Here is a 12531-nt window from a genome sequence, read left to right on the forward strand (position 1 = left end):
CTGCCTCAACAAGTATCTTTGAGGGGAGTATGCGGGGTCGCACTTATTTTGTCAAGCTCTGCTTGCTTGTTTGTGGTCCTCCCGCTTAGAACCTGACGCCAAACAGTGGCAAGATCCACTGATGGGCAACCACCATCAGAAATAGAGCCATTGCCGTGAGCATGCCCAATCCTAGCAGGCGTTTGCGTGGTGAAAAAAGCATGCTGATCGCTAGAATGAATAGCACCAGTCCAGCAATAGGGAGCAGGCAGAAGAACACCATCATTGCGAGTGTAAAAAAGATGCTCTCATAGCCTCGCGAGTTGGAAATGATAATTCCAACGATAAATGTCAGGGCTGGAACGGCTCCAAGCAGCACCCCTTGCAAAAAGCTCCAGATCCATCCCCATTTGCCCTGCTTGATACGTTTAAGTCGTAGCCAGACCTGATCGGCGCTTTTGGGTCGTTTGCGCGTGTCGGCTTCGGTCATCTCATCGAGCAGTTGTTGCAGCGGCGCGGGAATCTGTGGATGCATCACCTGACCGCTTCCCGCGTCATCTTGCATCTCCAGCGGCTCTTTTCCCGTTACGAGCGTTTGTAGGGTCACGCCCAGCCCATAGATGTCGGTGTAAGGGGTGGTTTGTACGACGCCGTATTGTTCCGGGGCCGCATAGCCGGGCGAACCCAGCGGGCCCGTATCTCTGGCCTGGCCTGGTACAAAGCGGCGTGCAATGCCAAAATCGATCAGGTAGACGCGCCCATCGTCGCCCCACATCAGGTTGGCAGGTTTGACATCGCGAAAAATAACCGCTGGTTTCTGCGTATGGAGATACTGCAAAACGTCGCAGACCTGCATGCCGACCGTCAATACTTGCTTGAGCGGTAACGCACCATCGGGAGACTGCTCCTGGTACTCTTCGAGGGTTTTCCCTTTGATAAAATCCATCACCAGATACCAGTGTTCCGCATCAGAAAAATGGCTGTAGATGCGTGGCAGATGCTTATGTTGCAATTTGGAGAGCAGCGAGACCTCGCGATTGTAGGAGTCTGTCGCGTCGATGATCTGTCGCGGCGTCAATTTGCTGATATTGATTTGTTTGATGGCGACCATCTTTTTGCGTTTTTTATGATCTCGCGCTTGATAGACGACGCCAAATCCTCCCTGTCCGACAACCTTGATGATACTATAGCGCTTCGCCAGCAACGAACCCGGCGGTAATGTATCGCTGTCGGAGTCGCTGGCCGAGGTTATTGTTGGCGATCCCATCGTTAAATCGATTGATATCGATGTGGTGTGGTTATTGAGCGATGAGGTGCCGCGATAGCCCCGATAGTAGGGCTGAATCGATGTTGATGCTCTGGGGGCCGGCTTGATTTGTTCCAACGACTGTTGACAGGCAAAACATTCCGTTGCCTGTAATGGATTTGCTGCTCCACATTCGTCACAGAAGAGCGCAAGAGGGATGGTCATCCGCTGCATCCTTTTCCCAGTAATGCTCATCATTTTACTCTTTAATAGACGTTTCATAACGTCTATTAGTTGCGCCTGGCGCTGACTTTATGTCCATTTCATAGAAATGAACATGTTTACTCTTCTGTGCGCTATTGTAAGCGTGTGTGGATCAAGAGTCAAGGAAAATAACCCATAAGGGTACTATAAGGCAAAAATGGGATAACTTGGGAGGGAGAGTAATACTGGCTGCTCCCTCCTTTGCTTAGTCGTATGGAACCGTTACCGCTGCTTTCGACGAAGGTTCTATTTGATCAATATCTATTGTTACCCGCCTTTCCGGTTCCCGCTGTTCCTTTTGCCATTGAAGCTCCTGACGTTGATAGTCTTGCAGTACTCTCATCGCGCCTCCCAGGACTCCCGCCAACATGGTAAAGAGTGCTTCCGCTCTGGGATCGCTTATGCTTGAGCTATCCGTTTTGCATGCCTGTTGTGCCTGTGCCAGCAGATGATGGATGCGTTGGGTTTGCTGTTCAGGTGTCATCTGGCCTTCGTGTTGTCGCTCCATTCTCTCCTCCCCTGGTTGTGAGTGGTGAACTGTTTTCTACTGTTATACACGGCAAACAATTCCACACGGTAACAATGATTGCCTGCTTGCTCTATTTGCCTGATTTGCATAAAAATTTTAAACATACTTTTTATGAAAAACTTCATCTTGAAACGATCATGATGCCTGATGGCGAGGTGGTTGGTCCTGATACAGTGAAGAAGACCTGTTGCATCTCACAAAATGTCGATGAGCATGTCAAATTTGTCCAGCAATACGCTGATCTGGGCTTTGACACGTTCTTCATTCACAGTGCAGGCCCGGACCAGAAGGCATTTCTTGAGGGCTATGGATGTGATAGCTTGCCCAAACTACGCAGCCAGATTCATGGCCGTGTTGCCGTTGCCAGTGCCGATTAGCGTACAATAGCTCGATGCCGTCATGAAAAAGATGGCGGTATCGATTGCTAGCTTGTAGTCTCTTCCTCTTCCTTGATATCCGCTGTTGCATCCTCAAGTGCTGGCACAGGTGCGTCGGTCTCAAATAATAGGCGCAGGTAGTCGTTCAGGAAGACGCCCTGTGGATCAAGCCTTGCACGTACGCGCCGAAAATCGTGCCAGCGTGGGTACAGTTCTGTCAGGCTATACGCGTCCTGGGTGTGGAGCTTGCCCCAATGGGGGCGTCCCTGGTAACGCCGAAAGATCTCCTCAACCTGCCGGAAATATTCTTTGTAGGGCATGCCGCAATACATGTGGACGGCGACGTAGAACGATTCACGCTGGTAGGCTGGACTGAGCCAGATATCGTCCGCGTGAACGAAGCGGCACTCGATAGGGAAATGTACCGCGAACTGGTTGCGGTTGATGCACTCCTGAACCTCTTGGACCACGCTGCGTGCATGCTCGGCTGGAATGTTATACTCCATCTCGTTGAAGCGAACCCAGCGCGGCGTGGCAAAGATGCGATGGCTATACTCAACCTCATCCACACTGGCAATCAATGAGGCCGAGAGCCGACTGACTGGCTGGCAGAGTTGCGGTCTCAGGCGGCAGGCTTCAGAGAACAGCCAGTAGACGCCGTTCTCCAGCACAACCTTGTTGAAATTGCCCCAGAGCGTATCCAGGACATTTTTTCCCTTGAGGGGCGTATCCGTTTCGTTGGTAAACTTGGCCTGTACGTCGTTGGTATAGGGAAGCCAGAAGAACTCGAAATGACTGTTTTCCTGCTTATAGCGCTCAAGATTATCCAGGCATTCGGAGAGCGGCAGGCGGTGGCTCTGGAAGTGTAGACGTTTGAATGGTACGACGCGCAACTTAACGCGTACAATCACGCCCAGCATGCCCAGCGAGACCTGAGCCGCTTTAAAAATGTCGGGATGTTGTTCGGGTGAGCATTCTAACAGTTCGCCGCTGGCTGTAACCAGGGTCAGGCCGACTATCTGCGTGGAGATCGTACCAAAACGCGCGCCGGTTCCGTGCGTGCCTGTGCTGATGGCTCCGGCGATGCTCTGTTCGTCGATATCGCCGAGATTTTCTTGCGCCAACCCCTGATCGAACAGCTCTTCTCCCAATTTCTTGAGCCTGGTTCCAGCCAGAACTGTGACCGTATTACCCTCTTCCTCATCGATATCGATCTGTTCGATGCCCTGTAAATTATCCAGAGAGAGCAGAATACCGTTGGTCTGTACGACCGGAGTGAATGAATGCCCGGAACCAACGACGCGCACATGGTTCCCTGCTTGATGCGATTTTTGCACGATCTTGCTCACATCTTCAATACTTTTCGGCTTCAAAATTGCCTCTGGCGAGCATTCCACCACTCCCGACCAGTTACTCCATTGTGTCTGTCCGGTACTCATGCTATCTAGCCTTTCTGTGTTTGTTCAAATAAAACATTGCCCATCGCCACGATATGTCGTCACTTCATCAACGATTGCTCCATTGCTTACAAGGAGGAGGCGCGTGAAGCGCTCGCAGAGTTCGCCGGCCTTTGCGTGACGCATGAAGATGGGGTCGCCCATGTGCAATTCTAGCGGTCCTGTATAGCGAATAGGAGTTTGCACCTCTCCTGCTCCCTCGAAAGGCGTGAGGCGTGCTCCTGCTGGCAGATAAGGCTGCGGTTGCTTGGCAAGTCCAACGTCTCCTGATGCTATATAGCCCCCACCCTGACAGGTGTAGAGCGTTGGAGAAGGACGACGAATGATCTCGATAGCATATCCAGCGGCGGGCTGATACCGGAATTCGTGGAAGTTATCAAAGAGGGCCGGGGAGTAAAAACCGGAGCCAACCGTGATTTCGGTCACGACCTCTTCCTGGCGTGTTGTGGCGATGCTGCCCGTCCCGCCGCCATTGACGAAACGCAACTGCACTCCATAGCTTTTGATTAGCTCAACAATTTCTGCCCGGCGTACTGCCAGCTCTTTGCGAGAACGTTCTTTGAGCCAGCGCACCAGCATGTTTTTCGCCATTTGCCGGGGAACTGCATCGCCCACACCGGCGATCTGCGACTCGTATCCCATCAGGCCCACAAGCTGAACATGTGAGGAGGCAAGGATGTGTTCGATCAATGGCCGCACTTGAGCACTGGTACGCAATGATGAGCGCCACACGCCAAAATGCAGGCCCGGAAAGTCTGAGGACATATCGATGTCCAGGCAGAGCGGCAACTGTACGCCATACTTTTGCGCCACACGTTCGGCCTGTTCGATCTGGTCGAGGCTGTCAACCATGAGCGTGATATCGCTGCCTGCTCCGTTTGCCTGGGCGACGGCTGCAATATCCTGCTCGTGCCAGATGGGATAGCCGAGTAGCAGATCTTGAAAGCCCTGCGATGCCAGATAGACCGCTTCACGCGCTGTAAAACACATGATCCCTTGAAAACGAGCGTTGGCGGCCAGAATACGTTTCAGTATTGCTACACTGCGCAGCGACTTGGAGGGGAGGCGCACCTGCTTGCCTTCCGTGCGGGCAGCGATGGCGTGAATATTCTGATCCAATACATCAAGATCCACAAACGCGAAAGGCATCTGGCGGCCAGCAAAGACTTTCTTATAGTAATGATAATCTCTTGCTTGTGTTGTGGACTCGTCGATTGTTGCTGGGGATGGAGATGAGGCAGCTTGAATAGATGTTCCTGCTGGTGGTTCCTCGTGCTTCTGATGTAGCATGAATAGCCTCCTCAATGCTATGAGTCGGGAATAGCCTGACTACGCAACCTTGCATAGATGGGCAGCACATAAGCTGCAAGTGCTACCCTAAAATTGTAGCATCAAGTATGCGCGTCGTCAAAAAGGTTGCTTTAATGTACAGGGCTTTCCAGTTCTCCGCTCAAAGGGGTGCAGGGTCTCCCTGCCGGGGTCTGGGGTGTCCCCAGTTTCCTTCCCTCCTTCGCGCGCCGCCTGCGACGGCGCGCAAAAGAGAAGAAAAAAGGTTTTTGCGGGGACACCCCGCACCCCGGCAGAGGGCGGCAGCCCTCTGCACTCCCGCTAGATGGGAGAATTGGAAAGCCCTGCTTTAATGTAAGTCGTAGTTTCCCGATTTATCGGGAGGGGGGCACACCCAACCTGGGGAAAGTGGCTCCCTCCCGATAAATCGGGAAACTACGACTTACCTTACCAAGTTTGCTCGTAAAAACTCATTATTGAGGAGGCTGGTTTTTTCGTAACGTCGCTCCACACGATTCGCGTATGATAAGTTGGGGACGTAGACGTAGCTCTCGCGGCTCTCTATCGCGCTGTTCCAGCCGATCAAATAAAAACTGAGCCGCCTTTTGCCCAATCTCATAGGTGGGCTGGCGTACTGTTGTCAGTTGGGGATGCAGCACGGATGCCCACTCGAAATCATCGAAGCCGACCAGCGCGATATCCTGGGGACAGCATAGCCCGAGCTTCGTTAGCGCCTGGAGGGCACCAATCACCATCAAGCCGTTCATCAGAAAGAGGGCGGTTGGACGTTCCCCCGGCTGTGTCAATAGTTGCATGGCTCCGTTCTCGCCGCCCTCTACCCGCGAGTCTGCCGTCGCAATCAGGGCCGGGTCGAACGGGATATTGTGCGCCTCAAGTGCTTGCCTGTAGCCGGTCAGGCGCTCCTCGGTTGTGGTGATGCCCGAAATGCCTGTTACGGTCCCGATGCGGCGATGCCCGAGCGCGATCAGATGCTCAACCGCCGTCCTCGCTCCAGCTATGTTATCAACCAGCACTGCGTCGATTCCCAGTTCAAATAACGAACGGTCAATGCTGACGAGCGGCAGGTGGTGCGCTGATCCGGCATGCAAATATTCATGACTTCCTGTTGTCACTGCCACAATCAGTCCATCCGCTCGTTTGCTCTCCAGCAGCCGAACGTAGCTCATCTCCTTTTTCAAATCTTCGTCGGTATTGCCCAGAATCAGTGAGTAATGATGCTCGTTCGCAACATCTTCCACGCCGCGCACGATACTGGTAAAGAAGGGATTGGTGATGTCGGAGATGATGAGGCCGATGGTGTGGCTCGTCTGGGTCTTCAGGCTCCGCGCCAGGCTGTTACGCTCGTACCCCAGTTCCGCTATGCTTGCTTTTACTCGTTCCGCTAATTCGGGACTCACATATTTATTGCCGTTGATGACGGCTGATACCGTCGCGACAGAAACCGCAGCGTGGGCCGCTACATCCTTAATAGTAGTTTGACGGTCAGCAGACATCGCCATAGCACTTTACTCTCACTTTCGAGCATAACGCATATATTTTGCTTGAACGATTAGCTAATCGTTTTGCTAAACGGTATATCGAACGTATCATAGACTTCTCTATCCTGTCAAGTGGAGCAGGAGTTTGCCGCGAAAATTTCTTATAGTTGCTTGACAAAGCTGAAAGTGATATGTTATAGTCAGAAAAACGATTAGCTAATCGTTTTTCTGATGTATTTATCCCGCATAGTTCTGGATCAGCAGGGAAAGCTGTTCTGCCGAGTCTCCCTGGATGTCCATAGTGTTTCTCTCTTTGCAACAAGAAGAGAGGTTTGATCCAACCAACAGCCGTTTTCCTGATGAATATTTTCTCTTAACGCAAAATTGCTCGTAGTGCATCAGTGTAGAGTGCATGAGAAGGAGGGTTTTGTTCAGGAGGATTTACGTCGTTTTCCCTTTTGTTCCGTTCTTCCGTATGTCATGTTGGGCTTTTTATCGGACAACGTTTCGTCTCGTTTGGCTAGATATACTGTGAAGGAAGTTCCAATGAAGATTACTATACGAGCCATAGGCGTGCTTACTGCTCTTTCTTTGCTGCTAGCTGTGTTGGCGGCCTGTTCGCCAGCTAGCCAGTCCTCATCGTCCTCCTCTTCAGGTTCGGGTAGCACAACGACGCTAACGGTAGCTACCGTAAACAATTCGCAAATGGTGCAGATGGAGCAGTTGACCAAGCAGGTCTTTGAGAAAGACAACCCCAATATCAAGGTCAATTTCGTCACTTTGCCCGAAAACGATCTGCGCTCAAAGGTGACGCAGGATGTTGCCACCAATGCTGGCAAGTTCGATGTTGCCACTATTGGTAGTTACGATACGCCGATCTGGGCGCACAACGGCTGGCTGCAAGATTTGCAACCTTATTTTGACAAGATGTCAGCACAGGATAAGGCCAGTTACAATTATGATGATCTGCTCAAGCCGATCATGGCCTCTCTGTCCTATCAGAACCATCCTTACTCTGTCCCCTTCTATGGTGAGAGCAGTATGATGATGTATAATAAGCAGCTTTTTGCTCAACATCATCTGACTATGCCCGATCATCCGACCTGGGACCAGATTATGCACTTTGCTCAGGTTCTCAATGATCCTGGACATGGGGTTGCAGGTATTGTGCTGCGCGGTCAGTCTGGCTGGGGCATGAACATGGCTCCTCTGGATACCATGATCAACACTTATGGCGGCAGCTGGTTTGACATGGATTGGAAGCCTCAGCTGACCACTCCGGCAGTCAAGCAGGCTGTGACCGATTATGTGACGCTCTTGCAGAAATATGGGGAGCCGGGTGCCTCCACTTCTGGCTGGCAGGAGTGCATCAGCTTGATGGGTCAGGGTAAAGCCGGGATGTTCTATGACGCAACCTCGCTGGCCGGTGTGCTGGAAACCCCCTCGTCATCGAAGATCGCAGGACAGGTTGGCTATGCTTATGCACCTACCAAAGTTACTGAGAATGGCAGCCGCTGGCTGTGGGCATGGTCGCTTGGCATGGTCAAGAGTAGCCATAACCAGGATGCCGTCTTCAAATTCCTGACCTGGGCCACCAGCCCACAGTACCTCACTCTTGCCGGGAAGACCTTTGGTTGGGCCAATGTTCCGCCCGGAACGCGCACCTCGATTTACCAGAACGCCGACTATAAAAAGGCCGCTCCGTTTGCCGAGGTGACGCTCAACTCAATCAACACAGCGACCCCGGATCATCCCACGCTCAATCCGGTTCCGTATCATGGCGTGCAATATGTGGGCATTCCACAGTTTGAGTCGGTTGGGCAGACGGTCAGCGAAAACATTTCTGCTGCGATTGCTAACAAGATGACCGTGACTCAGGCGTTAGAGCAATCGAACCAACTGCTTGCCTCTCAGGTCAATAAGGACAATACTGCCGGGTATTAGTTTGGCCCCTGTGTGATGTTGTCTCGGTGGAGAGGGCAAACTTCTCCATCGAGACATCTGCTCAACGATGGAGAGACTATCACGAGAAAGGTTCGGTTATGAGTCGGATAGACGCTGCTCTCTCGCAAGGCGCTCAGGGACTCAAAGGTGCTGCCCCTGGTCGGGCGGCACCTGTACAGAGCATGCAGCGAAGCAAAATTACGTGGCTGCATGTCCCGGCGCTCATCTTTATGCTTATTATGACCCAGATTCCGTTCCTGCTGGCTGTCTGGTTTAGCCTGCACAACTGGAATCTGTTACAGCCAGCCGAGGGATTTCCTTTTGTAGGTCTCTCCAACTATGTGAACGCATTCCTGCATGATGCGCGCTTCTGGCCTGTTATTGGTCATACTATCGAACTGGTCTTTGGCTCTATCTTGATTGCGCTCATTGCAGGCACGATTCTGGCGCTGCTCTTGAATCGCCCCTTCCCCGGGCAGAACGTGTTGCGCGGTCTGGCAACGATCCCGTTTCTGGTCACGCCTTCGGTAATGGCGCTGGTCTGGAAAAACCTGATGCTCAGTCCCAGCACTGGCATAGTAGACTGGGTGTTGCACCTGGTGGGCATGCCTGCTGTCCCCTGGTTCTCGGCCTTGCCACTGGAGAGCATCATCTTTATTGTGGCCTGGGAGTGGACGCCGTTTGTGATGCTAGTCCTGTTGGCTGGCCTGCAATCAATCCCCGAAGAGGTGCTTGAAGCCGCTCGTGTCGATGGCACTGGCAAATGGTTGCTCTTCTGGCGCATCATCTTTCCCATGTTGCGACGGCCCTATGAAGTCGCTCTTTTGTTCGGCACAATCTTTATCTTTCAGACCTTTGGCGAGATCTATCTGACGACAGGTGGTGGACCTGGTGTGGCGACGAATACGTTGCCTTACTATACTTACCTGACCGCCTTTAATTCCTGGCAGATCGGGCAGGCGGCAGCTCTCGGCGTGATTGGCGTCGTCATCGCTATTCTGGCTGCACGAGCTATGTTGCGCTTCACCGCCGATAATACACCAGAAGAAAGGGGCTAATGCGATGGTACTGAGCAAAAGATGGACGAATAATCTCTGGACGATTCTCACCTATGTACTGGTGCTGGTAATGGTCGTGCCGGTTATCTGGATGGTGATTACCGGCTTCAAGCAAGAGGCTGATGCATATGCGACGACGCCCTCGCTGATTTTTCAGCCGACGCTCTATCAATTTCAATTAGCATTCAACGCAGGCTTTATTGCTTATCTGTTTAACAGTACGGTGTCGGCGCTTGTCTCCACTGCACTTGCGATGGTGCTGGGCGTTCCTGCTGCTTACTGTATGGTCTTCCAGATGCGCAAAAAGTCCTCCAACGATATGCTCTTTTTTGTGCTTTCAACGCGTTTTATGCCGTTTGCCGCAATTCTGGTGCCGCTGTATGTGATCGTTTCGCGCCTGAACCTACTGGATAATCTCTTTACCTTAATTCTCGTCTATACCGCGATGAATCTTCCCCTGATTATCTGGATGGCACGGTCGTACTTTCTGGATCTGCCAAAAGAGGTTCTAGAGGGAGCGTGGCTGGACGGTTGTAATACCTGGCGCACCATTATTAATATCGTGGTGCCGATGGCTGCTCCAGGGCTGGTTGCGGCGGCACTGCTGGCGATTATTTTTGCCTGGAACGACTTCTTCTTTGCTGTCACCTTGACCTATACCGAGTCGCCCACACTGCCAATTATGGTGGCCGTCTTTTCCAGCAACCAGGATTTGTTCCTGGCAAAGATTTCTGCTCTGGCGACCACGATTATTATTGTGCCGGTAATTCTGGGTATGTATGCACAGCGACACCTCGTTCGCGGTCTGACTGGCGGTGCGCTAAAATAGGGGAGACGTAGCAATAAGTAGCGAATAGAGAGGACTTTTTATGCGTGCTGTAATTATCGATGCTCCTGGCAAGTTTGGCGTGGGCAGCGTGTCCGATCCCACGCCGCAACCAGATGAACTGCTCATTCGTGTTGAAGCGTGCGGTATTTGCGGGACTGATCTGCATATTATTGATGGCGATTCCCCGCTGGCTCACTATCCGATTGTGCCCGGTCATGAGTTCGCGGGCGAGGTGGTCGCGGTCGGCAGTAACGTTGCGCAAAAAGGGAGCTTTGCGGTTGGAAGCCGTGTGGCAGTCGAGCCAAATATCTATTGTGGTCAGTGCGAGCCGTGCCGTTCGGGGCATGAAAACCTGTGTCTTAACTATACTGCTCTTGGCGTCACGCTCAACGGTGCCATTGCCGAGTATGTGGCGGTGCTTGCTGCCAAGTCGTATCCATTGCCCGATACGATGTCGTTGCGCGAAGCGGCGCTGATCGAGCCTGTTTCGTGCGCGGTACACGGTATGCATAGCCTGAACCCAAAATCGGGCGATACCTTTTTGATCGTTGGTGCTGGCACGATGGGACTGCTGCTATTGCAACTCGCGCGACGCGGCGGGGCATCGCGGATTGCTGTTGTCGATGTGAACGCTCAACGTTTGAAGCGGGCAGAGAGCCTGGGAGCGACCCGGACGTATACAGGCGTGCAGCAAGCGCTGGCAGATGAGCCGCTCGGCTTCAATTGCGTGATTGATGCGACGGGTGTGGCTCCGGTGATCGAGCAGGCGTTTCTGGCGGTCAAGCGCGGCGGAAAGTTTATGGTCTTTGGCGTTGCGTCTCACGAGGCACGCGTCTCTCTGTCGCCGTTCCGCATTTACAACGATGAGATTACGATAGTTGGTTCGATGGCGGTTCTCTTCTCTTTTCAAGCCGCGCTCGATCTTATCGCCAGTGGTGTGATCGATACGCAGGCGATGCTAACCGCTGCCTTTCCTCTGGCTGATTTCTCAGAGGCGCTGGCGGCCGTACGGCGCGGCGAGGGACTCAAAACACAGGTGCTACCCAATGCATAAGTTGTATGGGGAAACGGCATCAATCTAACGAAAACGGAGAGTTATTCATGGAAACGATGGATGTCGTCACCTGTGGTGAACTCCTCGTTGATTTTGTGGCAACGGAGGTCGGAGTCACACTTGCTCAGGCTTCCAATTTTCAGAAGGCTCCTGGCGGCGCTCCAGCAAACGTTGCTGTTGGCGTTGCCAGGCTGGGCCATCGCGCAGGCTTTATGGGTCAGGTTGGCGACGATGAGTTCGGTCACTTTCTAGCTGACACACTATACAGCAACGGCGTCGATACGGGCGGGTTGCGCTTCTCAACGCAGGCACGAACGGCGCTCGCGTTTGTCTCGTTGCTTGCTCAAGGAGAACGTGAGTTTATGTTCTATCGTCATCCGAGCGCTGATATGCTCTGGCGTCCTGATGATGTTGATCCCGCATTCGCAGCCAACACGCGTATCTTTCACTACGGCTCTATTTCTTTGATCGATGAGCCGAGCCGCAGCGCGACATTAACTGCCCTGGCATACGCGAAAAGCAATGGTGCGCATCTTTCCTATGATCCAAATCTGCGCCTCTCGCTCTGGCCCTCTCCTGGAGCCGCGAGAGCTGGTATTCTCGCCGGTTGGCAGCATGCGGAGGTCGTCAAAGTTAGCGAGGAGGAATTGCACTTTCTAAGCGAGGAGAGCGTGCTTGAACGGGCCGTCAGTTCGCTCTGGCACCAGAGCTTGCGATTGTTGGTGGTGACGCAAGGGAAGGTTGGCTGTACCTATTTCACGGCAAAAACCAGCGGACATGTTCCCGGCTTCTCTGTTGTCGTGAAAGACACGACCGGTGCTGGCGATGCCTTTGTCGCTGGCATGCTCAGTGGCCTGTTGATCGGAGAGTTTACCTGGGAGCAGGCGATGATTGAGAGGGCGCTGACGATGGGCAATGCTGTTGGAGCCATGTCTGCTACCCACGTTGGAGCTATGTCGTCCTTACCATCGCGTGAGATGGTTCAGTCGCTCCTCTCAACCTGAGCGC

The 12531-nt window shown here is 52.8% G+C and carries 11 protein-coding genes; 6 read left to right on the plus strand and 5 right to left on the minus strand.

The features are described 5' to 3' along the window. Nucleotides 1–85 precede the first annotated feature (85 nt). Nucleotides 86–1450, minus strand: coding sequence for a serine/threonine-protein kinase (locus K3T83_RS26670; protein WP_220205963.1), 1365 nt, complete (start codon nucleotides 1448–1450; stop codon nucleotides 86–88). Nucleotides 1451–1694: 244 nt separating this feature from the next. Continuing rightward, a complete protein-coding gene (locus K3T83_RS26675; protein ID WP_220205964.1) occupies nucleotides 1695–1997 on the minus strand; it encodes a hypothetical protein in 303 nt (100 codons plus the stop codon). A 158-nt stretch (nucleotides 1998–2155) separates the two neighbouring features. Here K3T83_RS26675 and K3T83_RS26680 point away from each other — a divergent pair, with 158 nt between their 5' ends. After that, nucleotides 2156–2395, plus strand: a complete 240-nt coding sequence (locus tag K3T83_RS26680; protein WP_220205965.1) for a hypothetical protein — start codon at nucleotides 2156–2158, stop codon at nucleotides 2393–2395. Nucleotides 2396–2442: 47 nt separating this feature from the next. Here K3T83_RS26680 and K3T83_RS26685 read toward each other — a convergent pair whose 3' ends face one another. The 3 genes from K3T83_RS26685 to K3T83_RS26695 all read right to left on the minus strand — a co-directional run bounded on the left by K3T83_RS26685 (nucleotide 2443) and on the right by K3T83_RS26695 (nucleotide 6653). Further along, nucleotides 2443–3834: a D-arabinono-1,4-lactone oxidase gene (locus K3T83_RS26685; RefSeq protein WP_220205966.1), complete on the minus strand. Its 1392-nt coding sequence runs from the start codon at nucleotides 3832–3834 to the stop codon at nucleotides 2443–2445. A gap of 24 nt (nucleotides 3835–3858) precedes the next feature. Beyond that, nucleotides 3859–5001 carry an amino acid deaminase/aldolase gene (locus K3T83_RS26690; RefSeq protein WP_373324611.1) on the minus strand — a complete coding sequence of 381 codons (1143 nt, stop codon included), beginning with the start codon at nucleotides 4999–5001 and terminating at the stop codon, nucleotides 3859–3861. Nucleotides 5002–5612: 611 nt separating this feature from the next. After that, entirely contained in the window at nucleotides 5613–6653 is a 1041-nt protein-coding gene (locus K3T83_RS26695) for a LacI family DNA-binding transcriptional regulator (RefSeq protein ID WP_220205968.1), read from the minus strand. A gap of 531 nt (nucleotides 6654–7184) precedes the next feature. On the opposite strand from K3T83_RS26695, the gene K3T83_RS26700 reads away from it, so the two are divergent. The 5 genes from K3T83_RS26700 to K3T83_RS26720 all read left to right on the plus strand — a co-directional run bounded on the left by K3T83_RS26700 (nucleotide 7185) and on the right by K3T83_RS26720 (nucleotide 12527). Next, nucleotides 7185–8582, plus strand: a complete 1398-nt coding sequence (locus tag K3T83_RS26700) for an ABC transporter substrate-binding protein (RefSeq protein WP_220205969.1) — start codon at nucleotides 7185–7187, stop codon at nucleotides 8580–8582. Between the two features lie 98 nt (nucleotides 8583–8680). Beyond that, nucleotides 8681–9640, plus strand: coding sequence for a carbohydrate ABC transporter permease (locus tag K3T83_RS26705; protein ID WP_220205970.1), 960 nt, complete (start codon nucleotides 8681–8683; stop codon nucleotides 9638–9640). Between the two features lie 4 nt (nucleotides 9641–9644). Then, the gene (locus tag K3T83_RS26710; RefSeq protein ID WP_220205971.1) at nucleotides 9645–10469 is read left to right on the plus strand and encodes a carbohydrate ABC transporter permease; all 825 of its coding nucleotides are present in this window, start codon (nucleotides 9645–9647) and stop codon (nucleotides 10467–10469) included. A gap of 40 nt (nucleotides 10470–10509) precedes the next feature. Next, nucleotides 10510–11523 (plus strand): zinc-dependent alcohol dehydrogenase family protein, encoded by a 1014-nt coding sequence (locus tag K3T83_RS26715; protein WP_220205972.1) that lies wholly within the window; start codon nucleotides 10510–10512, stop codon nucleotides 11521–11523. A 47-nt stretch (nucleotides 11524–11570) separates the two neighbouring features. After that, on the plus strand, nucleotides 11571–12527 hold the full coding sequence (locus K3T83_RS26720; protein ID WP_220205973.1) for a PfkB family carbohydrate kinase: 957 nt from the start codon (nucleotides 11571–11573) through the stop codon (nucleotides 12525–12527). The last annotated feature ends 4 nt before the right edge of the window (nucleotides 12528–12531 follow it).

The sequence above is a fragment of the Reticulibacter mediterranei genome (assembly GCF_016587455.1).

Excerpts from the sequence above, each read along its gene's own strand:
- K3T83_RS26680 (WP_220205965.1), top strand. The coding sequence starts at position 2,156 with ATGATGCCTGATGGCGAGGTGGTTGGTCCTGATACAGTGAAGAAGACC.
- K3T83_RS26720 (WP_220205973.1), top strand. The coding sequence starts at position 11,571 with ATGGAAACGATGGATGTCGTCACCTGTGGTGAACTCCTCGTTGATTTT.
- K3T83_RS26670 (WP_220205963.1), bottom strand. The coding sequence starts at position 1,450 with ATGACCATCCCTCTTGCGCTCTTCTGTGACGAATGTGGAGCAGCAAAT.
- K3T83_RS26675 (WP_220205964.1), bottom strand. The coding sequence starts at position 1,997 with ATGGAGCGACAACACGAAGGCCAGATGACACCTGAACAGCAAACCCAA.
- K3T83_RS26695 (WP_220205968.1), bottom strand. The coding sequence starts at position 6,653 with ATGTCTGCTGACCGTCAAACTACTATTAAGGATGTAGCGGCCCACGCT.
- K3T83_RS26710 (WP_220205971.1), top strand. The coding sequence starts at position 9,645 with ATGGTACTGAGCAAAAGATGGACGAATAATCTCTGGACGATTCTCACC.
- K3T83_RS26700 (WP_220205969.1), top strand. The coding sequence starts at position 7,185 with ATGAAGATTACTATACGAGCCATAGGCGTGCTTACTGCTCTTTCTTTG.
- K3T83_RS26690 (WP_373324611.1), bottom strand. The coding sequence starts at position 5,001 with ATGCCTTTCGCGTTTGTGGATCTTGATGTATTGGATCAGAATATTCAC.
- K3T83_RS26685 (WP_220205966.1), bottom strand. The coding sequence starts at position 3,834 with ATGAGTACCGGACAGACACAATGGAGTAACTGGTCGGGAGTGGTGGAA.
- K3T83_RS26705 (WP_220205970.1), top strand. The coding sequence starts at position 8,681 with ATGAGTCGGATAGACGCTGCTCTCTCGCAAGGCGCTCAGGGACTCAAA.
- K3T83_RS26715 (WP_220205972.1), top strand. The coding sequence starts at position 10,510 with ATGCGTGCTGTAATTATCGATGCTCCTGGCAAGTTTGGCGTGGGCAGC.